Origin of the sequence: Burkholderia gladioli (genome assembly GCF_000959725.1) — a bacterium.
Taxonomy (GTDB): Bacteria; Pseudomonadota; Gammaproteobacteria; order Burkholderiales; family Burkholderiaceae; genus Burkholderia; species Burkholderia gladioli.
The window spans coordinates 1,910,887-1,935,046 of sequence record NZ_CP009322.1 but is presented as its reverse complement, the minus strand read 5'-3'; the positions used below and the strand labels follow the sequence as shown (position 1 = coordinate 1,935,046).

20 protein-coding genes are annotated in these 24,160 nt (G+C 67.8%); 12 read left to right on the top strand and 8 right to left on the bottom strand.

Annotated features, from left to right (window positions below):
• The first annotated feature begins 3 nt into the window (after nt 1-3).
• Together BM43_RS08730 and BM43_RS08725 are read left to right on the top strand one after the other, a co-directional pair.
• Nucleotides 4-582, top strand: coding sequence for a GNAT family N-acetyltransferase (locus BM43_RS08730; RefSeq protein ID WP_042284969.1), 579 nt, complete (start codon nt 4-6; stop codon nt 580-582).
• Nucleotides 583-593: 11 nt separating this feature from the next.
• Entirely contained in the window at nt 594-800 is a 207-nt protein-coding gene (locus BM43_RS08725) for a hypothetical protein (protein ID WP_036055851.1), read from the top strand.
• A gap of 87 nt (nt 801-887) precedes the next feature.
• Here the strand turns inward: BM43_RS08725 and BM43_RS08720 are convergent, their stop codons facing one another.
• The 7 genes from BM43_RS08720 to BM43_RS08690 form a co-directional block, all read right to left on the bottom strand.
• The gene (locus tag BM43_RS08720) at nt 888-3,077 is read right to left on the bottom strand and encodes a phosphocholine-specific phospholipase C (protein WP_036055852.1); all 2,190 of its coding nucleotides are present in this window, start codon (nt 3,075-3,077) and stop codon (nt 888-890) included.
• 100 nt (nt 3,078-3,177) lie between these two features.
• Nucleotides 3,178-3,603, bottom strand: coding sequence for a hypothetical protein (locus tag BM43_RS08715; RefSeq protein WP_120513429.1), 426 nt, complete (start codon nt 3,601-3,603; stop codon nt 3,178-3,180).
• A gap of 405 nt (nt 3,604-4,008) precedes the next feature.
• A complete protein-coding gene (locus BM43_RS08710) occupies nt 4,009-4,845 on the bottom strand; it encodes an amidohydrolase family protein (protein WP_036055854.1) in 837 nt (278 codons plus the stop codon).
• The gene (locus BM43_RS08705; RefSeq protein ID WP_036055855.1) at nt 4,842-5,858 is read right to left on the bottom strand and encodes a hydroxyacid dehydrogenase; all 1,017 of its coding nucleotides are present in this window, start codon (nt 5,856-5,858) and stop codon (nt 4,842-4,844) included. Before BM43_RS08705 ends, BM43_RS08710 begins: the two co-directional genes overlap by 4 nt.
• A 12-nt stretch (nt 5,859-5,870) precedes the next feature.
• Nucleotides 5,871-6,920, bottom strand: coding sequence for a LacI family DNA-binding transcriptional regulator (locus BM43_RS08700; protein ID WP_036055856.1), 1,050 nt, complete (start codon nt 6,918-6,920; stop codon nt 5,871-5,873).
• Nucleotides 6,921-6,939: 19 nt separating this feature from the next.
• Nucleotides 6,940-8,859, bottom strand: coding sequence for a TRAP transporter large permease subunit (locus BM43_RS08695; RefSeq protein ID WP_036055857.1), 1,920 nt, complete (start codon nt 8,857-8,859; stop codon nt 6,940-6,942).
• A gap of 4 nt (nt 8,860-8,863) precedes the next feature.
• Nucleotides 8,864-9,895, bottom strand: a complete 1,032-nt coding sequence (locus BM43_RS08690) for a TRAP transporter substrate-binding protein (RefSeq protein WP_036055858.1) — start codon at nt 9,893-9,895, stop codon at nt 8,864-8,866.
• 304 nt (nt 9,896-10,199) lie between these two features.
• On the opposite strand from BM43_RS08690, the gene BM43_RS08685 reads away from it, so the two are divergent.
• The 6 genes from BM43_RS08685 to BM43_RS08660 all read left to right on the top strand — a co-directional run bounded on the left by BM43_RS08685 (nt 10,200) and on the right by BM43_RS08660 (nt 17,829).
• On the top strand, nt 10,200-11,813 hold the full coding sequence (locus BM43_RS08685) for a methyl-accepting chemotaxis protein (RefSeq protein ID WP_036055859.1): 1,614 nt from the start codon (nt 10,200-10,202) through the stop codon (nt 11,811-11,813).
• Nucleotides 11,814-12,148: 335 nt separating this feature from the next.
• Nucleotides 12,149-12,568, top strand: coding sequence for a DUF1842 domain-containing protein (locus BM43_RS08680; RefSeq protein ID WP_025101048.1), 420 nt, complete (start codon nt 12,149-12,151; stop codon nt 12,566-12,568).
• A 482-nt stretch (nt 12,569-13,050) separates the two neighbouring features.
• Nucleotides 13,051-14,052 carry a LacI family DNA-binding transcriptional regulator gene (locus BM43_RS08675; protein WP_025097879.1) on the top strand — a complete coding sequence of 334 codons (1,002 nt, stop codon included), beginning with the start codon at nt 13,051-13,053 and terminating at the stop codon, nt 14,050-14,052.
• Between the two features lie 67 nt (nt 14,053-14,119).
• Entirely contained in the window at nt 14,120-15,676 is a 1,557-nt protein-coding gene (locus tag BM43_RS08670) for a sugar ABC transporter ATP-binding protein (RefSeq protein ID WP_036033741.1), read from the top strand.
• Nucleotides 15,677-15,737: 61 nt separating this feature from the next.
• Complete coding sequence (locus tag BM43_RS08665) at nt 15,738-16,757, top strand: ABC transporter permease subunit (protein WP_025097881.1); 1,020 nt, start codon at nt 15,738-15,740, stop codon at nt 16,755-16,757.
• 118 nt (nt 16,758-16,875) lie between these two features.
• A complete protein-coding gene (locus BM43_RS08660; protein ID WP_013690666.1) occupies nt 16,876-17,829 on the top strand; it encodes an ABC transporter substrate-binding protein in 954 nt (317 codons plus the stop codon).
• Between the two features lie 74 nt (nt 17,830-17,903).
• Here the strand turns inward: BM43_RS08660 and BM43_RS08655 are convergent, their stop codons facing one another.
• A complete protein-coding gene (locus tag BM43_RS08655) occupies nt 17,904-18,062 on the bottom strand; it encodes a hypothetical protein (protein WP_370449002.1) in 159 nt (52 codons plus the stop codon).
• A gap of 827 nt (nt 18,063-18,889) precedes the next feature.
• On the opposite strand from BM43_RS08655, the gene BM43_RS08650 reads away from it, so the two are divergent.
• From BM43_RS08650 to BM43_RS08635, 4 genes are all read left to right on the top strand, one after another.
• Nucleotides 18,890-19,450, top strand: coding sequence for a fimbrial protein (locus BM43_RS08650; protein ID WP_036055860.1), 561 nt, complete (start codon nt 18,890-18,892; stop codon nt 19,448-19,450).
• 92 nt (nt 19,451-19,542) lie between these two features.
• A complete protein-coding gene (locus BM43_RS08645) occupies nt 19,543-20,310 on the top strand; it encodes a fimbria/pilus periplasmic chaperone (protein WP_036055861.1) in 768 nt (255 codons plus the stop codon).
• A 70-nt stretch (nt 20,311-20,380) separates the two neighbouring features.
• Nucleotides 20,381-23,011 (top strand): fimbria/pilus outer membrane usher protein, encoded by a 2,631-nt coding sequence (locus BM43_RS08640; RefSeq protein WP_036055862.1) that lies wholly within the window; start codon nt 20,381-20,383, stop codon nt 23,009-23,011.
• On the top strand, nt 22,999-24,150 hold the full coding sequence (locus BM43_RS08635) for a fimbrial protein (protein ID WP_036055863.1): 1,152 nt from the start codon (nt 22,999-23,001) through the stop codon (nt 24,148-24,150). The genes BM43_RS08640 and BM43_RS08635 overlap by 13 nt, the downstream gene beginning before the upstream one ends.
• Nucleotides 24,151-24,160 lie beyond the last annotated feature (10 nt).

Below are 24,160 nucleotides of genomic sequence, written 5' to 3'. Positions count from 1 at the left end.
GGGATGAGCGTGCCAGCGAGCGAGGCGCCGGCGGCGCGAGAGGTGGCGCGTTCGGGCGCGAGCGAGGTGTTTGTCGGCGTGAGCGTCGTCGATCCGCGCGCGCGGCCGCTGTTCGAGGAACTGGCCTACGAATACGGCAGCCGCTACGCCGGGCTGGTCGATCCCGAGGCGCTGCGCGAGGAGTTCGTGCGTTATCCGCCCGAGCATTTCGAGCCGCCGCTCGGCGCGCTGGTGCTGCTGCTGCGCGAGGGCATCGCGATCGCGGGCGGCGCCTTCATGCCTCACGCCGACGCCGGCACCACCGAGTTCAAGCGCATCTGGGTGGCCCGCGAGCATCGCGGGCAGGGCTTGTCGCGGCGCGTGCTGGCCGAGCTGGAGCGGCGCGCGCTGGGGCTTGGTTATACGCGCGTCTATCTCAGCACGGGGCCGCGCCAGCCCGAGGCGATCGGCTTGTACCGGAGCAGCGGTTATCGGCTGTTCTACGCGCACGATTTCGGCGAAGACGTGGAACCCGGTTATCGCTTCGACAAATGGCTGGCCGGCGGAAGCGATGCGGCGCTTGCCGAAGCCACGGCGGGCTGAGTTCGCGAACCATGGCCTGCGCCGGTGAATCCCTGCGAAAGATCGATCACGCCGGCCGCGCCCGGGCGAGCGGCGAGCACGAGCACGAGCACGAGCACGACAGCGAAGCCGCACTGGCCTGGCGCCTGCTCGGCGCGCACCTGGCCGGCCTGGTTTTCGGCGTGGCGATCCTGGCGGCCGCGACGGTGTTCGTCCGCGGCGTGCTGCACGTGATCTGAAACGGCAACGCCACCGGCACGCGGTGCCGGTGGCGTCCCTGACCGACCCCGCGCGAGCGGGGCCGGCTGGCGGGCTGGCCCGACCGCTCAGGCGTCGAGCATGTCCGGCAGGTCCAGGTCCTGCATCGCGATCGCCGTCGGCGAGGAAGTGATCGAGCTCGGCAGCTCGGTCACCACCTGCGTGGCGGCCGGATCGCTGAAGCTGCTCTTGCCGTTCTCCACGTGGCCGGCGGCGCGCCAGGCGAAGGCCGCGCCGTCGGAGACGGTCAGGTCGTACCACTGGTGGCTGTGCTTGAGCGTCCAGACTTCCTCGACGAAACCTTCCGACGGGATCGAGAAGTGGCGCGTCTGCGCGCCGTAGGCGTTATCCGTGACGGACAGCTTCACGGCCTTGGCGCCCTTGTTGCTGATCTTCAGCATGACGTTGCCGTTGGCCGCGTCGTAGCCCACCACCACCACCGGCTTGGCCGACTTGTTCCGGGTCTTCTTGTCCTGCGGGATCGCGCCGACGAACTGGCGCACGAAACCGTTCGGGCCATACACCAGGAAGTTGTAGACGCCGTCCGTGCCGGCCAGGTTGAAGGTGTCGGCGATCGACTTGCCGGCCTCCACCGTGTAGCGCCACGGGCCGTCGCTTCGGTTGGTCGAGTACACGTAGAAGCTCGCGCCCACCTTGCCCGTGTTCGAGAAGTTGATCTGGAATTCGTTGTCCTTGCTGACTTCGCGACCGTTGGCGTGCAGCTCGTAGGGCAGGGCGCGCGCGGCGCGCACGCCGGTTTCCTGTTCCTTGATCGAGGTGGGGCTCGGCACCGCCGGCACCACCGCCTTGGGGTTCTGGCAGGACGCGTCGGACATCGCCTGGTAGTTGCTGGTGTTCGGCAGCGTCGGGAACGCGGCGTCCGGCGTGCTGAAGTCGAAGCAGCTCAGCAGGTCGCCCGACACGGCGCGGCGCCACGGGGTGATGTTCGGCTCCATCACGCCGAAGCGCTGCTCGATGAAGCGGATCACCGAGGTGTGGTCGAACACCTGCGAGTTGACGTAGCCGCCCTTGGTCCAGGGCGAGATCACGATCATCGGCACGCGCGGGCCCATCCCGTAGGGCAGGTTGTCGGCCGTGTAGCTGCCGCCGCGCAGCGGGTTCACCACGTTGTGGATCTCGGCGCTCACGTCCACCGTCGACAGGCCCTGGGCGCGGTTGGTCGGCGGTTGCGGCGGGGCGATGTGGTCGAAGAAGCCGTCGTTCTCGTCGTACATTAGGAAGAAGGCGGTCTTGCTCCACACATCCGGGTTCGCGGTCAGCGCGTCGAGGATCTGGGCGATGTAGGTCGCGCCGTAGGCCGGCGTGTAGCTCGGGTGCTCGGAATAGATCGCCGGCGGGCACAGCCAGGAGACCTGCGGCAGCTTGTTGGCCAGCACGTCGTTCTTGAGGTCGACCAGGGTGCGCACCGCGTTGCCGCGCGTCTGCAGCGCGGAGCCGGCCGGCGCGTTGATGAAGTTGGCGAAGTTCGGCAGCATGTTGGTGCCGTAGTTGCCGTTCACCGGATCGTTGCCGTTCACGCCCTGCTGGTAGAGCTGCCAGGAGATGCCGGCGGCCTGCAGGCGCTCCGGGTAGGTGGTCCAGGTCAGCAGGTCCCACTTCGGCGGCAGGTCGTTGTCGACCGCGTCGTTGTTGTCCAGCAGCGGGCCGCCCTGCTTGCCGGTCGGGTCCACCATGCCGGTCATCAGGTAGGTGCGGTTCGGGTGCGTCGGCCCCGGCATCGAGCAGAAATAGTGATCGCAGATCGTGAACGCGTCGGCCAGCGCGTAGTGGAACGGGATGTCCTCGCGCACGTGGTAGCCCATCGTCAGGTCGGACTTGTTGGCCGGCCAGGCGTCCATGCGGCCGTTGTTGATCGCGTTGTGGGTCGGGTACCAGCTATGGTCCAGGTCGCCCAGGCACTCGCTGATCTTGTTGACGTTGTAGCGGAACGGCAGCACCGGCGTCTGCGGGTTGGCCTTGGACGGCTGGAACCAGACCGGCTGGCCGCTGGCCAGGGGGATCGGGAAGCGGTCGTTGTAGCCGCGCACGCCGCGCAGGTGGCCAAAGTAATGGTCGAACGAGCGGTTTTCCTGCATCAGCACCACGACGTGCTGCACGTCCTGGATCGAACCCGTGCCGGAAGCCGCCGGAATGGCGAGCGCCTTGCGGATCGCATCGGGGAACACCGTCAGGGCAGCGGCTGCGCCGGCCGTCGAGGCGGCGGTCTGCAGGAAGCGTCGTCGATTGTAGGTAGACATGGTCGGGCCTCTCGTGAGAGATACGGTGATACGTTTGTGGGCGGCTTTCTATTGGCGAACTGCCGGGAACTGCCAGGACTGCTGAGGACTTCGATACCGGTCAGTTGCTGGCGTCCGCCGCGGGCTCGGGCGGGTAGTGGACGACCGGGGTGGATTGCTCGGCGGCCAGCCAGGCGGACTCGCCGTGGCCGGGATCGATGGTGGGCGCCAGCGCCTGGGCGGCGCGCGGCGGATCGACGGTTTCGGTCACGCCGGCCGACATCGCGATGGCCGGCGAGGGCGGGTCGATCGGGGAGGTGTCGTGCGGCGCGTCGGCGATGGGCGGCGCGGCGGCGGGGGCCGTGCCGGGGGCGCTGGAATCGGGCGCGGTGCCGAAGCGATTGGCGCCCCCCGCGTTATCGGCCGGGTGCAGCGAGAGCGCCGCGAAATCCTGCCGCGAGGACGCGGCGCCGGCCGGATTTCCCTTGTCGCAGCCGGCCAGCATCAGCAGCGCGGCCAGCACCACCAGAACCCTCGATTCTTTCATTTTGCCGACCTGTGATTATGTTCGAATTCAAGATGGCGATATCTTGATTCAAGGCCGATGTCATATTTGTGAATGGAATGGCGATCCCGATTATTCGATTCGGGATTGCTTGTTTCCAGTGTGGTGTAAAGCGTAATTGAAATGCTGTTGAAAGCGATTCGACTCGATGAAAATGCTTGATGAGCCTGATTTTTGCAGATTTTGTCGTGGTATCGCCGGGAGGATTGCCGATTCGATTCGTATTTTGTATCAAGTATTTTTTATCGAATTCGAAAATCGATTTGAGTAAATTGTTCCGTATTGAAAATCGGGGTATTGAAGATTCGAGACGCGGATCGAGCTTGTAAATTTTTTAATTCGATGCCGATCGGCGGCCACCACGATCGGGTGGCCGCCCGAGTTTCTTCAGGCCGCGCCGTCGCCTGACGCGAACCCATACAGCTCGGCCGGATTGGTCACCAGGATCCGCGCCAGCGTGGCGGCGCTGCTGAGGTTGCCGATTGCCCAGTCGAGCAAGGCCGCGTCGTCGGGCACCGGCTTCACGTTCGGATGCGGCCAGTTCGAGGCCCACAGGCAGCGCTCGGGATAACGCGCGGCCAGCTCGCGCGCGATCCAGGCCACGTCCTGGTAGGCGGGCGGCCCCTCGCGCGAACTCTCATAGGGCGCCGACAGCTTGATCCAGCAGCGCCCGCCGTCGAGCAGCCGGCACAGCGCCGCGAAGGCCTCGCCGTCGGCGGCCACCGGCCCGAGGAATTTGCCGAGATGGTCGATCACCAGCCGCGTGGGCAGGCGCGCGAGCAGCGCCTCGTAGTCGGGCAGGGTGCGGCCGTCCAGTTGCAGGTTGATGTGCCAGCCGAGCGCGGCGATGCGCGAGGCCAGCGGCGTGAGCGCATCCCAGCCCAGCACGCCGCCGCGCAGCATCATGAAGCGCAGCCCGCGCATGCCGCCCGCGTGCAGGCGCTGCAGTTCCTCGTCGTCCACGCCGGGCTCCACCACCGCCACGCCGCGCGCGCCGTCGCCGAGCTGCTCGATCGCGGCCAGCGTGCAGCGGTTGTCGGTGCCGTAACCGGTCGGCTGCACCACCACCACGCGCGACAGGCCGAGCGCGCGCTGCATGTCGCGATAGGCGGTGGCGGGCGCCGGCGGCGGCACGAAGGTTGCGCTCGGGGCGAGCGGGTAGGCGTCGTCGTAGATGTGGACATGGCAGTCGCAGGCGCCTGCCAGCGCGTGCACCGGGCTCATCGGTTCGGCTCCTGGAGTTCGATCGGCTGGCGACGCGCCAGGCGCGTGGCATGGGCGGCATTCACGGCGCCGGCGGGGATGCGCCCCTGCAGCAGCGCCTCGACCTGGGCGACGGTCTCGAGCGACTGGTGCTCGATCGCGCCGGGCGTGAGGCCGCCCACGTGCGGCGTGGCGATCACCAGCGGATGCGCGGCCAGTCGCGCCGAGGGCATCTGGTCGGCGGCCATGCCGACGTCGAGCGCGCAGCCGCCGAGCCGGCCGCCGTCGAGCGCGGCCAGCAGGGCCGCCTCGTCCACCAGCTCGCCGCGCGCCGCGTTGACGAACACCGCGCCGGGCTTCATCGCCGCGAAACGCTCGGCGTTCATCAACTGCGCCGTGTCGGCATTGGCCGGCGCCAGGCATACCACGTAGTCGGCCTCGCCGAGCAGGGCCTCGAGCCCGGCCTGGTGCATGCGCAGGTCGGTGACGGTGGCGAACGGGTCGGCCACCACCACGCGCATGCCGAAGGCCAGCGCCAGCTCGCACAGATAGCGCGAGATCTGTCCGTAGCCGATCACGCCGAGCGTGGCGCCGCGCAGCTCGCGGCCCATGCGCGGCACCGGGCGCTCGCCGCGGCGGTAGGCGGCGGCGTAGTCGGTGGTCGAACGCGACAGGTCCAGCATCGCGCCGATCACCCACTCGCTGACGGCGGCCATGAAGCCGGCGCTGGCCTGCGTGATCAGCACGCCGTGCTCGCTGGCGGCGGCCACGTCGATGGTGCGGATGTCGACCGCGCAGCGCGCGAAGGCGAGCAGATCCGGCAGCGCCTCGAACAGCGCGCGCGGCGCCGGCGTCTGGCGATAGCCGATGATGATGTCGGCATTGCGTGCCGCCTCGATCAGTTCCGCGGTGCTCAGCTCGCGGTCCTCGGGGTTGAAGCGCGCCTCGGCGATCGCGCCCAGCGCGGCCGTGGCGTGCGCGCCGAAGTAATGGTCGAGCATCGAGCGCGGATGGCTCACGAATACCTGGGTCATGTGAAGAGTCCTTTAAGGCCGGGTCCGGGACGGACGCGCGACCGATTCGCGCTCGACGAGCGCGATGTCCGTAAAGAGCGTGGGCTCGTGTTCGCGCAGGGCTTCGGGGGCGCGCATCACGCGCTCCACCATCGCCGCGGCCATCGCCGGCACCGGCAGTTGCACGGTGGTCAGCGCCGGGTTCGAGATCGCGCCGAGGAAATGGCCGTCCATGCCGACCACGGAAATATCCTCCGGCACGCGCAGGCCCGCCTCGCGCAGGCCGGCCATCAGGCCCAGCGCCATCAGGTCGTTGACGGCCACGATGCCGCTCGGGCGCTCGGCGTCGAGCGCGAGCCGGCGCGCCAGCTCCAGGCCGTTCTGCGCGATCATCGAATCGCCGTATTCGTCCACGTGGCCGCTGTCGAGCACGCGCGCGCTGGCGGCCAGGCCCGCCTCGGCCGCGGCGGCCAGGAAGCCGTCGATCTTGTCGCGGCGGCTCATGGTGACGCCGGCCAGGGTCGCGTATGCCAGCCGCGTGTGGCCGTGCTCGATCAGGTGGCGCGTGGCCAGGCGCGCGGCGCCGAAGTTGTCGGGCGTGACGTGGTCGATGCGGCTGGGCTCGCCGTCGATCGCGCGGCGGTCGTAGCTGACCACCACCATGCCGCGCGCGGCGGCGGTCTCCAGGTGGCCCTCGTCGGCCAGCGAGGAGAGCACGATCACGCGGCGCACGCCCTGCGAGAACAGGTCCTCGAAGAACGAGGCTTCCTTGCGCGGGTCGCGATAGGTGTTGCCGATCAGCACGCGATGGCCGTAGCGCTCCTGCGCGAGCGTCTCGATCTCGCGCGCGATGTAGCCGAACATCGGGTTGGCGATCGAGGGCAGCAGCAGGCCGACCAGCGGCGTCTGGCCGGTCTTGAGCTGGCGCGCGAGCTTGCTGGGGCGATACTGCAGCGCCTCCATCGCGGCCCGCACGCGCGCCAGCGTGTCCTCGCGCATCTGGTCGATGCGGCCGTTGAGGACGTTCGATACCGTGCTGACGGACACGCCGGCCTGGCGCGCGACATCCTGAATGGTGCTCATGTCTGGATCTTGTTACCGGCTACAGGCCGAGCCGGGTCGGCAACCACAGGGAAAACGACGGTACCAGGATCAGTACCACGAGAGCCGCGCACAATACCACCAGATATTTGAGCATGGGGCGCGCCACCGCCTTCACCTCGGTGCCGGTGATCGCGCAGGTCGCGAACAGGCCCAGGCCGATGGGCGGCGCGAACAGGCCCAGCCCCATCGCCACCACGATCACGGTGCCGAAGTGCAGCGGGTTGATGCCCAGCTGCATGGCGATCGGGGTGAGCAGCGGGCCGAAGATGATCAGCGCCGGCGCGCCTTCCAGCACCGCGCCGAACACGATCATCAGCAGTACCGACAGAATGATGAACATGGTCGGCCCGTACTGGTGCGCGAAGGCGATCATCGAATCGGACACCAGCATCGGCACCTGCTCGATGGTCAGCGCGAAGGACACGCTGGAAGCCGCCGCCACGATGAACAGGATGCTGCTGGCCATCGAGGCGGCGCGCACGAACACGCGCACGATCAGCCGCGGGTTCAGCTCGCGGAACGCCAGCCAGCCCACCAGCAGCGCATACACCACCGCGAAGGCCGAGACTTCCGTCGAGGTGGCGATGCCCGAGGTCACGCCCTTGCCGATCATGGTGATCATCAGCAGGGCCACCAGCGCGCCGCCCAGCAGCGGCAGCCAGTTGCGCGGGTTGGGCAGCGCCGCGGCCAGGTCGATGCGGCGCCCGGCGATCACGGTCACCGCGGCCAGCGCGACGGCCAGCACCGCGGCCGGTACCACCCCGGCCAGGAACAGCCCCGCGATCGAGATATTGGCGACGAAGCCCATGATGATCATGTTCACGCAGGGCGGGATGGTTTCGGCCATTACCGCGCTGGCGGCCAGCAGGGCCGCGGCCTCGTCGGGATCCTCGCGGCTCTGGCGCACCGCCGGCATCACCACGCCGCCCACCGCGGCGATATCGGCCAGCTTGGAGCCCGACACGCCCGAGAAGAAGGCAGTGGCGATGATGGTGATCAGGCCCAGGCCGCCGCGCACGCGCCCGAACAGGCGCAGCAGCAGCTCGATCAGGCGCGAGGACATGCCGTTGCTTTCCATCAGCAGGCCGGCCAGCACGAAGAAGGGGATCGCCAGCAGCACGAAGTGATCGGTGCCCGCCATCACCTGCTGCGCGTAGACCAGCATCGGCAGCGAGGGTTCGGCGAGGAAGTAGAGCAGGGCCGAGAAGGCCAGCACGAAGCCGATCGGCACGCCCAGCAGCAGGCCGCCCACAAAGCCCGCCGCCATCAGCAGGCCCGGGCCGATCGCGTGGGCCGGCGCGAGCGCGTTCCAGCCGAACACGGCACCCGCCGCCGCCAGGCACAGCACCAGCGAGCGCAGCACCTCGCGGCGCGGGCCGTTCAGGGCATTGGCCAGGCCGAACACGGTCATGAAGGCGCTGCCGGCCGCCAGCGGATAGACGTTGATGCAGGCGGGCAGGCCGCTGGGCGTCTGCTGGCCGAAGGAGTCGAGCAGCAGGAACACCGAGGACACGCAGAGGTTGCCCGCCACCGCGGCGATCACCCAGTGGCCGGCCTGCACCAGGGTGGCTTGCCAGCGCCCGGGCAGCATGCCGCGGAACAGGTCGACGCCGACGTGCTGGCTGCGCGCCAGCACGCTGGCCGCGCCGCAGAACACCAGCACGATCATCAGCGCGCCCGCCACCTCCTCGGCCCAGTCCACCGGGTCGTGCAGGAAGTAGCGGTAGATCACCGAGACGAACACCACGGCCACGTCGGCCGCGAGCACGGCCGCGCAGAAATACTCGATGCCGTGCAGCAGCGCGGCCAGGCCGCGCGCCAGCGGCGTGCCGGCCCGGGCGGCGGACGGCGCGGTGGAGTCGGGCGAGGCTGCCGCCGGGGCCGCCGAGGGATCGGGCGAGGTGGACAGGGCGCGCATGAGCTCAGCTCCGCGCGGCCGCGATGGCCTGGAACAACGGCGAGGTGGCCGGGTACTGCTTCGAGAAGCTCGCGTAGAGCTGGGTCTGCATGGTGTGGCGCACCGCATCGCGGTCGGCCGGCGACATCGGCGTGAAGCGCATGCCGTGCTGCTTGAGCTGCTGCTCGGCGTTGGCGGCGGTCTGGATCGCGGCCTGGCGCTGCTTGGCGGTGGCGTCCTGCATGGCGGCCTGGAAGGCCGGGCGCAGCGCCTCGGGAATCTTGGCCAGCGCGCGGCGGCCCATCACCGCCACCACCGGGCTGAACACGTGCTGGGTCTGCCAGCAGGACTTCACCACCTCGTCGAACTTGCTGGCCAGCACGGTCGCGCAGTCGTGCTCGAAGCCGTCCACCACGCCCGTCTGCGCGGCCATGTAGAGCTCGCCGATCGGGATCGGCGTGGGCACCGCGCCCATCAGCCGGAAGGTGTCCATGAAGGCCGGCGTGGGCAGCACGCGCAGCTTCAGGCCCTTCAAGTCCTGCAGCGACTGCACCGGCTTCTTGGTGAACACGTTGCGCCCGCCGAACGAGTAGCCCCAGGCCACCGCCGAGCAGCCGGCGCGCTGCTGCAGCAGCTTGTCGAACGAGGCGCCCACCGAGCGGTCCATGGCGCGGCCGACGTGGTCGAAACCGTCGAACAGGTAGCCGAGGTCGAGCATGCCGAGCTCGGGCAGCACCGTCGCCCAGATCGAGGAGCCCGACACCATCATGTCCACCGCGCCCACCTTGACCTGCTGCACCACGTCGCTTTCCTTGCCGAGCTGGCTGTTCGGGAAGAAGTCGATGCGGATCCTGTCGCCCACGCTGGCCTTCAGGTTCGCCGCCAGGTGCTGGTACCAGACGTAATGCGCGGCGTTCTCGTTGGCCGGCATCGACGAGGACAGCCGCAGCGCGACCGGTGAATCGGCGCGCGCGATGGCCGGCAGGCCGAGGCTCGCGGCCGCGAGCGATGCCGCCGAGGCGGTCTGGAGGAAGCGTCTGCGGGAAGTCGACTGCATGTGGTGTCTCCTGATTGCCGTTGCCGCGCAGCGGGCAGGGCTGGTTCGTGATTGAAGGTGTCCCGGTATCGGCGCGGCCCGTCGCTCGACACTGTATCGATTTAGTGTATCGATACAGTAACCGTCGTCGGGATCGGATGTCATTGGGGTTTGCCCTCGTGGGGCGGATGCGCCCATTTCCGGTGCGTGGTGGGGACGGCAAGGCGAAACCGTGCCCCGAATTACGATTCAAGCCGCTGGCGCGCGGGCCGTTAACCGCGGTTACGCAGCGTCGGATCCCCCGACGCTCATTCCGTTAATTAGCATGTTCAGCAAAATCAAGGTTTCAACCGGCTTGCTGTGCGTCCTGGTCGCGTTCTGCGCGTTCCAGCTCGTCACCGCCGCGCTCGGTTACTGGGCGCTCACGCGCACGCACGACAACGTCATCGAACTGTCGAACGTGGCCGTCGAGCAGATGAAGTCCGTCACCGATGCCACCCAGCAGTTGATGGACGCGCGCATCAATCTCTCGCGCGCCGGCACGCGCATGGTGAAGGGCGGCGTGGAGCCGACCGACATCGTGCAGCACGCGCGCGAGCAGCTCGGCGCGGCCGAGCAGAGCTTCGCGCGTTTCGCCGAGGCCAGCCGCGGCGAGCACGCCGCGCCCGGCGCGGCCGAGCTGGTGGATCGCTACGGCAAGTACCACGCCGCGCTCGGCGAGCTGGCGCAGTTCCTCGATGCCGGCAACGTGCAGGCCTTCCTCGACCAGCCCACCCAGTCCTTCCAGGACAACTACCTGAAGGAGGTGCGCGGCTTCGAGGCCTATGCGGGCAGCTCGGGGCGCGCCTCGCTCGACGCGATCGACGCGCGCCTGTCGCTGTTCAAGCTGGTGGGCGTGGTGATCCTGCTGTTCCTGGCCGCCGTCACGGCGGCCATCCACCTCGGGCTGCGGCGCGGCCTGGTCGCGCCGCTCGAGGAAGCGGGGCGCCACTTCGACCGGATCGCGGCCGGCAAGCTCGACACGCCGATCGCCGCGCGCGGCAGCAACGAGATCGGCCACCTGTTCGCCGGCCTGGCCAACATGCAGGCCAGCGTGGCGGGCACCGTCAAGCTGGTGCGCGAATCGGCCGACGCGATCCACCTGGGCGCCGACGAGATCGCCACCGGCAACGCCGACCTGTCGGCGCGCACCGAGAGCCAGGCCGCCTCGCTGGAGGAAACCGCCTCGAGCATGGAGGAGCTGACCTCCACCGTGCGCCACAACGCGGAGCACGCGCGCGAGGCCAACAGCCTGGCCGCCAGCGCGCTGGAGGCGACCGCCCAGGGCAGCGAGGTGGTCAACCAGGTGGTGGACAAGATGCACAGCATCGCGCAGAGCTCGGACCGCATCGCCGAGATCATCTCGGTGATCGACGGCATCGCCTTCCAGACCAATATCCTCGCGCTCAACGCGGCGGTGGAGGCGGCCCGCGCCGGCGAGCAGGGCCGCGGCTTCGCGGTGGTGGCGGGCGAGGTGCGCGGCCTGGCGCAACGCAGCGCGCAGTCGGCCAAGGAGATCAAGGCGCTGATCAACGAATCGGTGGAGCTGATTCGCGGCGGCGCGGAGCTGGTCGAGAACGCGGGCGAGGCGATGGGCAGGGTCTCGACCACCATCTCGCGCGTGGCGCAGACCATGGAGGAGATCAGCGCCTCCTCGCGCGAGCAGAGTACGGGCATCGAGCAGGTCAACATGGCGGTCACGCAGATGGACGAGATGACCCAGCAGAACGCGGCGCTGGTGGAGGAGGCGGCCGCGGCGGCCTCCTCGCTGCACCAGCAGACCGAGCAGTTGAAGGCGGCGGTGTCGGTGTTCGAGGTGTCGGACGCGGTGCTGCGACCGGCCGAGGCGACGATCCGGCACGAAGGGCGCTTGGCGCGCGTGGAGCGGCAGTTCGCCTGACGCAAGGCCCCGGCGGCGGCGGGAAACGATCGGCCCGGTGCTTCCCTGGCGGGAGGCGCCGGGCCGATTGCATTGGCTCCGATTCAAATCCCTGGATTTGGGAAAAAACTGATCGAGTCGGACTCCATTAATGACTCGATTAAATACCTTCCTATTATCTTGATAATCAAATCGCCGCCTATGCATTCGATAAATTTTTGATTTTAACGATTCAACCTCGTAAATCTGTCAGTGGTGATGTGAAAACCTGCATGCTAATTTTCTCTTGTCCTCGATTAATTCGGGGATGACGCGGTAAAACGAAAATCGCCATTCAACCACCTACGGGGACCATCATGGCAGAACTTCATCCTTTCAATCACACCGGCAATTTCACGATCGGCAAGCTGGGCCTGCCCGGTGGGCTGCTGCTCAAGGCCATCCTCACCGTGCCGCAGGGCACCAGCCAGGTGACGGGCCACGGCGTGCTGAGCCAGGCCACCAACCCGCCGCTGCACAACCAATCGGCCTTCCACGGCTCGGTGCATTCGCTGGGCGTCGGCGGTGCCAAGCAGGTCTATGCGCTGCAGGGCACGGCGATTCCGCCGCTGCTGGGCGCGCCGCACGTCACCGAGCTGCTGATCCAGCTCGACAGCGTGTGGGGTCGCGCCGGCAAGGCGTCCTATACCTACGTGCAGGGCGAGACGGTCCATCGCGTCGAGGACCAGGAAGTCGCGGTGCAGTGGCTGCTGCAGGAAAACGAACGCGCCGCATGAGGCGTGCCGGTTGCATGCGCGGCGCGACTCGCCGCGCATGACGAGCGATTGAAACCCGCCCGCTCCGATCGGGCGGGTTTTTTATTGCCGCGATGCGAGATGGTAGTGAGTCGCTGGTTAATCCCGCTCAATGGAGACTTGTTTGCGGCGCGATGGTTTTCATTGCCGGGTGAGAAGCGGGGGCCTGGTCGGAAAATCAGGGCGGGGCTGGATGTTGATTTTCGGCATTCGCGCCAATATCAATCGGCATTCTTGCCGCGCGTGCTTGGCCGGATTAATCGCCAGGCTTTGGCGCGCGGTGTTCTTTCTCTTTCGCTGATCGCTTGGCGCGGCGCGAAAATGCTCCTCGGCTGCGGGTTTTTTCCTAGACGAAAGCGCTTGCGCAAGCGCTTGCGTTCTCTATACTAGCTCGCGTTGGAGCGGGCTGGCGCTGCCTGGAGACGGCCGCGCACGGTGCCGTCCGCCGTCACGGAGAACGATGCATGGCCACGATGGAAGATGTCGCCCGCGAGGCGAATGTCTCCATGTCCACGGTTTCGCATGTGCTGAACGGCACGCGCAAGGTCAGCCCGGCGACGGTCGAGGCCGTGCGCGAGGCGATCCGCAAGACCGGCTACGTGCCGAACACGCTGGCCCAGGCGCTGGCCGGCGCGGCCTCGCGCACCATCGGCGTGGCGATCTCGGCGCTGACCAACCACTACTTCTCGGAAACGGTGCGCGCCATCGAGGCCGAGTGCGCGCGGCGCGGCCTGATGATGTTCCTGGCCGACACGCACGACGATCCGGGCCAGGAACTGCGCGTGGTGCAGGCGCTGCACCAGCGCCGCGTGGACGGCATCATCCTGGCGCCGACCGTCGGCCCCGAGCGTCGCGCGCTCGACTACCTGGAGACCGCGCGGATTCCCTCGGTGATGGTGGACCGCATCACCACCGGCCGCTTCGACCAGATCGGCGTGGAGAACCTCGAGTCGATCGCGAGCCTGGTCGCGCACCTGGTCGGGCACGGCCATCGCCGGATCGGCTTCGTGTCGGGCGCGCCCGACATCCCGACCTCGGTCGAGCGGCTCGACGGCTACCGGCTCGCGCTCGATCGCGCGGGCCTGCCCTTCGACGCCGAGCTGGTGCGATGCGGCCATTCCGACAAGGAGCCGGCGCGGCGCGCCGTGCATGCGCTGCTGGCGCTGCCCGAGCCGCCCAGCGCGATCACGGTGTCGAACAACCTGATGATGATCGGCGCGATGCATGCGCTGCGCGAGGCGGACGTGGCGGTGCCGGGCCGCATGGCCCTGGTCGGCTTCGACGATTTCGACTGGGCCGAGTACGTGAGCCCGCGGCTGACCGTGCTGGCCCAGCCGCTCGAGGAGATCGGCACGCGCGCGGTGGACCTGCTGATGCGGCGCATCGCCGAGCCCGGCGGCGACTACTCGGTGCACCGGCTCGCGCCGGCGCTGCGGATACGCGATTCCTGCGGGTGCAGCGGATGAGCCGGCGCGCCGGGCCGCGCCGAGGCGCTTCGTTTTCCTTTCCTCATTGTCCCAAGCGAGGTATGTCATGACCGATGCCGTGCCGACGCCGCCGATCCTGGAGATGCGCGGCATCTGCAAGACCTTCCCTGGCGTGCGCGCGCTCGATAACGTTTGCGTCAGCGTGCGCGCCGGCGAGGTGCATGCGCTGATGGGCGAGAACGGCGCCGGCAAGTCGACGCTGATGAAGATCCTGTCGGGCGCCTATCGGGCCGATCCGGGCGGCGAGATCCTGGTCGACGGCCGGCCGGTGCAGATCGACGGGCCGCTGGCCGCGCGCGCGCTCGGCGTGGCGGTGATCTACCAGGAGCTGAGCCTGGCGCCGAACCTGAGCGTGGCCGAGAACATCCACGTCGGCCGCGAGCTGCGGCGCCGACGCTTCGGGCTGCCGACCATCGACCGCGCCGCCATGGAGCGCGACTGCGAGGACGTGCTCAAGCGCCTGGGCGCCGATTTCGGGCCGCGCACCCTGGTCGGCACGCTGTCGATCGCGAGCCAGCAACTGGTGGAGATCGCGCGCGCGGTGCATGCGCGGGCCCGCATCCTGGTGATGGACGAGCCCACCACGCCGCTGTCCTCGCGCGAGACCGACCGCCTGTTCGCGCTGATCCGCCAGTTGCGCGAGGAGGGGCTGGCGATCATCTACATCAGCCATCGCATGGCCGAGATCTACGAGCTGTCCGACCGCGTCTCGGTGCTGCGCGACGGCAGCTACGTGGGCACGCTCGAGCGCGAGGCGCTGTCGGCCGAGCGGCTGGTGCAGATGATGGTCGGGCGCGACATGTCGGGCTTCTACAAGAAGGCGCATGCGCCCTACGATCCGGGCCGGCTGCTGCTGTCGGTGCGCGACATCGCCGACGGCGCGCGCGTGCGCGGCTGCAGCCTCGAGCTGCACGCCGGCGAGGTGCTCGGCATCGCGGGCCTGGTGGGCGCGGGGCGCACCGAGCTGGCGCGGCTGATCTTCGGCGCCGAAGCCCGCACGCGCGGCTCGATCGAGATCGAGGGCAGGGCGCTGGCGATGCGCACGCCGCGCGAGGCGATCGAGGCGGGCCTGGTCTACCTGACCGAGGACCGCAAGCGCCAGGGCCTGTTTCTCGACATGAGCGTGCTCGGCAACATCAACATCGCCGTGTGCGGGCGCGACGCGCGCGCCGGCGGCGTGCTCGACCGCGCGCGCGGCGCGCAGCGCGCCAGGCAGGCGATCGCCTCGCTGTCGATCCGCGTGCCGAACGCGCGCATCCACGTGGGCGCGCTGTCGGGCGGCAACCAGCAGAAGGTGCTGCTTTCGCGCCTGCTGGAGACGCAGCCGCGCATCCTGATCCTCGACGAGCCCACCCGCGGCGTCGATATCGGCGCGAAGTCCGAGATCTACCGGATCATCAACGAGCTGGCCAAGGCGGGCGTGGGCGTGATCGTGATCTCCAGCGAGCTGCCCGAGCTGATCGGCGTGGCCGACCGGGTGCTGGTGATGCGCGAGGGCGAGATCGTCGGCGAGCTGGGCGGGCATACCGGCAGCGCGCTCACGCAGGAGGCGGTGATCGCGCTGGCCACCGGCTCCGGCGAGCCGCTCGACGCGGCGGCCTGAGGCGCGAGAGCCTGCGCATCACCTCACGGGCATCCCTATTCGATATCAGCAGGAGGACGACATGAACGATCAAAGCCAACCCGGCGCCGCCGGCGCGGGCCCGGCCCGGCGCGAGACGCGCGCCGACGCGGGCTACCGCGCCCGCATGCAGTCGCTGATGCGCACCGCCGGCATGCTGCCGGTGCTGGTGCTGCTCTGCCTGGGCTTCGGCTTGCTGACCGACGGTTTCGCGAGCTGGCAGAACATCTCGATCGTGGCCCAGCAGGCCTCGATCAATATCGTGCTGGCCGCCGGCATGACCTTCGTGATCCTGACGGGCGGCATCGACCTGTCGGTCGGCTCGGTGCTGGCCGCCGCCGCGGTGGCCTCGCTGCTGGGCTCGAACATCGCCGGCTGGGGCTGGCTGGGCGTGCCGATCGCGCTGGCGGTGGGGCTCGTGTTCGGGCTCGTCAACGGCTCGCTGATCGCCTTCCTGCGCCTGCCGCCCTTCATCGTCACGCTCGGCGCGCTGACCGCGGTGCGCGGCGTGGCGCGCCTGCTCGGCAACGATTCGACCATCTTCAACCCGCAGTTGCCGTTCGCCTTCATCGGCAACGGCGCGATCCTCGGCGTGCCCTGGCTGGTGGTGATCGCGCTGGTGGTGGTGGCCGCCGCCTGGTTCATCCTGCGCCGCACGGTGCTGGGCATGCGCATCTACTCGGTGGGGGGCAATCGCGAGGCGGCGCGCCTGTCGGGCATCAACGTGCGCGCTATCGAGCTGTTCGTGTACGGCGCCTCGGGGCTGCTGGCCGGGCTCGGCGCGCTGATGTCGGCGGCGCGCCTGTATGCCGCCAACGGCCTGCAGCTCGGGCAGTCCTACGAGCTCGACGCGATCGCGGCGGTGATCCTCGGCGGCACCAGCTTCGTGGGCGGGGTGGGTTCCATCGTCGGCACCCTGATCGGCGCGCTGATCATCGCGGTGCTGTCCAACGGCCTGGTGCTGCTCGGCGTGTCCGACATCTGGCAGTACATCATCAAGGGCCTGGTGATCATCGGCGCGGTGGCGCTCGACCGTTACCGGCAGAGCTCGGCGCATACCTGAAGCGAGGCACCTGCCAGCTTGTTCATGCGGGCCGGGTGGAACCGGCCCGTCCTCGACAGCGGCGCGACGTCGGGTCCCGCGCGCCCGTTTTCCTCATCGACCCACGGAGACAAACCTCATGTTGAAGCTCAAGAGCTCGTTGCGGGCCGGCGCGGCCTGCGCGCTGCTGTTCGCCGCCGGCGCGGCCCAGCTCGCCCAGGCGGCGGACAAGCCGCTGAAGTCGATCGGCATCACGGTCGGCTCGCTCGGCAACCCGTATTTCGTGACGGTGGTGAAGGGCGCCGAGGCGCAGGCCAAGGCCATCAACCCGAACGTGAAGGTTACCGCGATCTCGGCCGACTGGGACCTGAACAAGCAGTTCACGCAGATCGACAACTTCATCGCCGCCCATGTCGACCTGATCCTGCTCAACGCGGCCGATCCGAAGGCGATCCTGCCGGCGGTGAAGAAGGCGCAGGCGGCCGGCATCGCGGTGGTGGCGGTGGACGTGGCCGCGGCCGGCGCCGACGCCACGGTGCAGACCAACAACGTCAAGGCGGGCGAGCTGGCCTGCGACTACCTGGTGAAGAAGATCGGCGGCAAGGGCAACGTGATCATCGAGAACGGGCCGCAGGTGTCGGCCGTGATCGACCGCGTGAACGGCTGCAAGGGCGTGCTGGCGAAGAATCCCGGCATCAAGCTGCTGTCCTCGGACCAGAACGGCAACGGCTCGCGCGACGGCGGCCTGGCGGCGATGCAGGGGTACCTGACGCGCTTTCCCAAGCTCGACGGCGTGTTCGCGATCAACGACCCGCAGGCGATCGGCACCGACCTGGCGGCCAAGCAGTTCAATCGCGGCAATATCGTGATCACCTCGGTGGACGGGGCGCCGGATATCGAGGCGGCGCTGAAGTCGAATTCGCTGATCCAGGCCTCGGCGAGCCAGGACCCCTACGCGATGGCCAAGGAGGCCGTGACGGTGGGTTATGGCGTGATGAACGGCAAGAAGCCGGCCAATCCGATGATCCTGCTGGAGCCCTCGCTGATCACGCGCGACAACGTCGCCGGCTACAAGGGCTGGAGCTCGCACTGAGCCCGGCCTGACGGGGCGGTACCGAAGAAGCCGGCCGGCGCCGCGCCTTGCGCGGCCCGGCCGGCTTTGGCGTTTCAGTGCGCGCGCCCGTCGTAATGCGTGACGGGGATCGCCTCGAGGTCGATCTCCTCGATGCAGCGCAGGTTGACGGCGGTCATCGGGCGTCCATCCGGGGCCGCGCCGTCCGCATAGGGATGGATCCTTGTGCAATGACAGCTTCCCTCGTAACTCATGCGCGCCTCCCGATGATCGAGTGACGCCAGTCACGATAGGCGATGGCTCGTCGCGCGCCGCGCTTTTCCGGCGCCGGGACATGCTGCACTGCAATCAAGACGCACAAGGCGGATACCGTTATCCAAAACGAATCGGACTATAGATTGGTCGGGTGATTATCGAAATCCTGTTGCTGTATTTCGATAACCGGGAGCGCCTGATAAGTGGTTATTGAAAGCCGTCGAATCGGATAATCAAGGTTTATTTCTGGTTGTTTGGGATTGTGTATTCGGAATTGTCGAATCTGTCTATTTTTGTCGTTGTTGACGATTGGACACAGTCTCGAATTGTCAAAAACATTTGACAGTTTTCGTCGTTGGTTTCGATTCGGCAGGAATCCGTTGTTTTACCTTTGAAGATTTGATGATTGATTCCGGCGGGTTGCGGGTGAGGCTTGGCTGGCAGGGCGGCAGGTGGCTTCCGGACTGCCGTTCCGGATTGCGTGAAATCCTTGGAAAGCCCGTGTAACAAGGTGTTTCGGCGATTTTTCTAATTTCGTCGGAAGAGTGAAGGCAGTGAAAACCTTCTGTTCCTGTACGCTTCGCCGGGGTGGCCCGCAAACGTTTAATTTACATGCTAAATATTCGGCGCTTAACAATGCTTTACAGTATTAGTTGCATGGTTCTATTAGGATTCGCCCAGTCCAAGGGTGACCGTTCCGAAACAAAACACATCCGGACGCGTGATGTTTATTTCGGGGTTGCCATTGGATGTCGAGCAGCGATATTGATGTGAAGATAGTCGCGGCGTCGCATATCCATCCAGTTAGTTTGTGAGACCAATCACCATGCAAACCAAGCTCATTTCCGCCCTGCTGATCGCGGGCGCCGCCACGGCTTCGCAAGTCGCCTTCGCAGCCGACGGCACGATCACGTTCTCCGGCAACGTGACCGCGCAGACCTGCACGATCAACGGCAACGGCAGCGGCTCGAAGAACTTCACCGTGACGCTGCCGACCGTGTCGGCCAGCTCGCTGGCCACCGCCGGCGCCACCGCGGGTGCCACGCCGTTCAACATCGCCCTGACGGCCTGCACGCCGACCACCGGCACCAACGCCGTCAAGGCCGTGCACGCCTACTTCGAGGCAGGCCCGACGATCGACACCACCACCGGCAACCTGATCCTCGCTTCGGGCGGCGCCACCAACGTCGAGATCCAGCTGCTGAACGCCGCCGACCAGTCGGCCGTCAAGCTCGGCCAGGCCGATGCCTCGCAGAACTCGAAGCCGGTGAACGTGAGCACGGGCGGCGCGGCCACCCTGCAGTTCTACGCGCAATACTATGCAACCGGCGCGGCAACGGCCGGCGCGGCGAACTCGAGCGTGATGTACACCATCGCCTACCAGTAAGCTGACGCATAGTCATACGAAGTAACCAGCGGGGCGGGGCGAACCAGCCGTTCGCTTCCCCCACTCGCACGTTTTCTGCATCGATCCATGCCATGAAGCTCCGCAAAGCACTCAGATTCGCGATCGCCACCGCCTGCGTCGCGTGGTTCAGCCAGCTCACGACGCCCGCCGAAGCCTCGGTGGTGATCGGCGGCACGCGCGTGATCTACGGCGCGAGCGAGCCGGAGGTCACGATCAAGCTGTCCAACGAGGGGCAAGCGCCAGCGCTGGTGCAATCGTGGGTCGATGCAGGCGACGTGAAATCCGCGCCGTCCACCACCAAGGTGCCCTTCGTGGTCACGCCGCCGATCTCGCGGATCGATCCGAGCAAGTCGCAGACGCTGCGCATCGTCTATACCGGCGAGCCGCTGCCGAAGGATCGCGAATCGGTGTTCTGGCTCGACGTGCTCGAAGTGCCGCCCAAGCCGAGCGCCGCCGAGGCCGACATGAACCGCATCCAGCTGGCGTTCCGTTCGCGCATCAAGCTGTTCTACCGCCCCGACAACCTCAAGGGCAAGTCGGCCGATGCGCCTTCGCAGCTCGCCTGGCGCCTCACCCAGGTGGACGGCAAGCCGGCCCTGGAAGCGCGCAATCCCACGCCGTACTACGTGTCGGTGATCGGCATCACGCTGCAGTCGGGCGCCCGCAAGGCCACCGCCGACGACAGCGGCATGATCGGCCCGGGCGAGACGCACATGTTCCCGCTCTCGGGCGACGCGCTCGAGGCGGCCGGCGCCAGCGTGCACTACACCACGCTGAACGACTACGGCGCTTCGGTCGATGGCGACACGCCCCTGGGAGGCGCGGCCTCCTCGAAATGAGGCCTGACCGACTCCCCCGTCGAGTGAGTCGCGCGTAGCGCGCCACGTCCTTCCCAACGCAAGACCGTCCATGCCCGCCAGGGCAGGGCGCAGCCTTGCCCACGTTTCGGCCGCCATCGTGAACCAACGCACCTCCTCCTTGCCGCTGTCCATGCCCTGGCGTCCGCGTCCGTGCTGCGTGCTCGCGCTGTCGATGTTCGTCTCGACGGGCGCGATGGCCGCGACCGCCGCGGGCAGCATGCAGGTGGCGGAAGTCCAGTTCAACGACCTGTTCCTGCAGCATCCGGACGGCGTGAAGGTGGACGTGAGTCGTTTCGACAAGGGCAACGTGGCGGCGCCGGGCTCGTATCGCGCGGACCTGTTCGTCAATACCAACTGGATCGGCCGCGCCGAGATCACGCTGCGCCAGATCGGCGGCGACACGGGCAACGTGCAGCCCTGCTTCGATCGCGAGCTGCTGCAGCAGGTGGGCGTGGACATCTCGAAGCTGTCGCCCGAGGCCACCAAGCTGCTGACCGAGCCGGGCGCGAGCTGCGCGACCCTCGGCATGCTGGTGCCGGACGGCGTGGCGACTTTCGACAACGGCGAGCAGCGCCTGGACGTCAGCATCCCGCAGGCCTCGCTGAGCCGCGAGGCGCGCGGCTACGTGGACCCGCGCTACTGGGACGAGGGCGTGCCGGCCGCGCTGCTGTCGTACAACGGCAACGTCTATCGCTCCGACAACCAGGGTTCGTCCTCGACCCAGGCCTACATGGGCCTGACCGCGGGCCTGAACTTCGGCCCCTGGCGCTTGCGCCACAACGGCAACCTCACCTACGACTCGCACGGCGGCACGCACTACCAGAGCGTGCAGACCAGCCTGCAGCGCTCGATCGCGCGCCTGAAGTCGCAGTTCGTGATCGGCGACGCGTTCACCGACGGCACCATGTTCGACAGCGTGGGCTTCCGCGGCGTGCAGATCGCCAGCGACGAGCGCATGTATCCCGAGTCGCAGCGCGGCTATGCGCCGACCATCCACGGCATCGCCAACAGCAACGCACTGGTGCAGGTGCGCCAGAACGGCAACATCATCTACAGCACCAACGTGGCGACCGGCCCGTTCGAGATCAACGATCTCTACCCGACCGGCTACGGCGGCGACCTCGACGTGGTGGTGACCGAGGCCGACGGCAGCATCCACACCTTCAAGGTGCCGTATGCCTCGGCGGTGAACTCGCTGCGCCCCGGCATCACGCACTTCAGCGTGACGGCCGGCGTGTATCGCAACCCGCTGCTGTCGAGCAAGCCGGCGCTGTTCCAGGCCACCATCCAGCACGGCTTCACCAATCTGATCACCGGCTATGGCGGCGTGACGGCCGCGCGCGGCTACCTGGCCGGCGTGATCGGCGCGGCGCTCAACACCGAGCTGGGCTCCTTCGCGCTCGACATCACGCAGGCCAACACCGAGCTGCCGGGCATGGCCTCGCGCCACGGGCAGAGCGTGCGGATCTCCTACAGCAAGCTGATCAGCCCGACCAACACCAACGTGACGGTGGCCGCCTATCGCTACTCGAGCAGCGGCTACCTCGGCCTGCAGGACGCGATGCAGCTGCGCGATCCGCAGACGGGCGGCGTGAACGGGCTGCTCTCGGGCGGCATCCGCCGCGGGCAGTTCCAGGTCACGCTGAACCAGAGCCTGCCGGAAGGCTGGGGCTCGTTCTACCTGTCGGGCTCGACGGTCAACTACTGGAACCGCGGCGGCAACGACACGCAGTACCAGGCCGGCTACAACAACAACTTCAAGCGCATCAACTACGGCGTGTCGGCCTCGCGCCAGTTCGACGTGACCCAGAACCGCTGGGACAACCGCTTCATGCTGAACCTGTCGATCCCGCTGAACCTGGGCTCGCACGTGGTGTACTCGTCCACCAGCCTGCAGCGCGATACCGGCGGCGCGACCGTGGTCCAGCAGTCGCTGACGGGCTCGCTGGGCGTGGACAACGCGCTCAGCTACGGCGTGAACGTGGGCCACACCACCGGCGGCGGCGCGAATTCGACCACCAACGTGGGCGGCAACGTCTCCTACATGTCGCCGTACGCGACCGTCACGGGCAACGCCTCGAAGGGCACCGGCTTCACGCAGTACGGCGCCGGCATCTCGGGCGGCGTGGTGGCCTATTCCGGCGGCGTGGCCTTCACGCCGACCATGGGCGAGACGGTGGCGATCGTCGAGGCCAAGGATGCCGCCGGGGCGCGCGTGACGACCGGCAGCGGGCTGCGCATCGATCCGTTCGGCCATGCGATCGTGTCGAGCCTCACGCCGTTCTCGACCAACGAGATCGAGATCGACCCGAAGGGCCTGCCGATGAGCGTCGAGCTGAAGACCAGCGCGCAGCACACGGCGCCGACCGCGGGCGCGGTGGTGCGCCTGAAGTTCGAGACCGAGGGCGGCGGGCGCTCGGTGATCATGCGCGCGCGTATGAGCGACGGCCAGCCGGTGCCGTTCGGCGCCGAGGTGAACGACGCGAGCGGTCAGAACGTCGGCACGGTGGCGCAGGAAGGCCGCATCGTGCTGCGCGGGCTGAAGAGCGATACGGGCACGCTGAGCGTGAAGTGGGGCGAGACGGCCGCCGATGGCTGCTCGCTGTCGTACAAGCTGCCGGTCGCGGACAAGGCGAGCAAGCAACGCTGGACCGACGCGGAGGCGGTATGCACGAAGTGAACGAGGGGTGGGCGATGGGCCTGGGAGAGAGAGGGAAGCGGGTTGGGAAGCCGGCGAAGATCGGCCGGCTGCTGTTCTGGCTGTTCGCGATGGCGGTGTTGATGCTCGGGCTGGGCTCGCGCACGGCGCTCGCGCAGAGCGCTACCTGCTCGGGGAGCGCACAAACGGTTCCGATCTCGATGCCCGCTTCGATCACGGTGCCGCGCGATGCCGCGAACGGCACGATACTCACCTCGTGGGTATCCACGGCGGCCACGACCAATTACTACAACTGCACGGTGGTGCCGGTGGGCAATACCGTGCGCCCCGCGTCGGGCATGGCCTTCGAGCCGCTGTCCATGACCAAGGCGGGCTTGAGCGTGACCGGGCCGAATGGCGCGGCGTACACGGTCTGGAACACCAACGTGCCGGGAGTCGGCATCGCGATCGGCGTGCGCTTGTACGTGAACGGTTGCGGCTGGCAGGCCTGGGGCGACCTGGGCACGCCCTCGGGGTTCCTGCCGTCGCCATGGAAGGGGAGCGCCTGCAACGCCAACGGTTCGGTCACCAACGGCGGCCAAGCGCAAATGGCACTGGTCAAGACCGGTACCATTACCGCCGGCACTGTCTCGGGCGGTGTGCTGTTCGAGGGCGCCTCGGTCACCGCCATGGACATCAACGGGCCCTATACCGTCGCCACCTCGGGCCGCAAGTCGTTCTCTCTGAGCCAGACCATCATCAACGTGGCGGCCTGCACCACGCCGAACGTGACGGTCACCATGGGCTCGTACAAGCAGTCGGCTTTCACCGGCGTGGGGTCGACCACGCCGGCGGTGGCCTTCAACGTGGGCGTCAATGCCTGCCCGGCCGGCTTGAACTCGATCCAGTACCAGTTCATCCCGGTCAACGCGGTGCTCGACACCACCAATGGCGTGCTGGCGCTGTCGAGCGACTCGACGGCCGCGGGCATCGGCCTGCAATTGAGGGACAACAGCGGCAAGGCCTTGAAGTACAACACGCAGTACACGCTGACGAGCTACAACGGCTCGACGGGCGGTTCCTACACGATTCCGCTCACGGCCAACTACTACCAGACCTCGGCCAGCGTGACGCCCGGTAGCGCGAATGCGGTGCTGACCTTTACCATGACGTACCAGTAGGTTGCGCGCA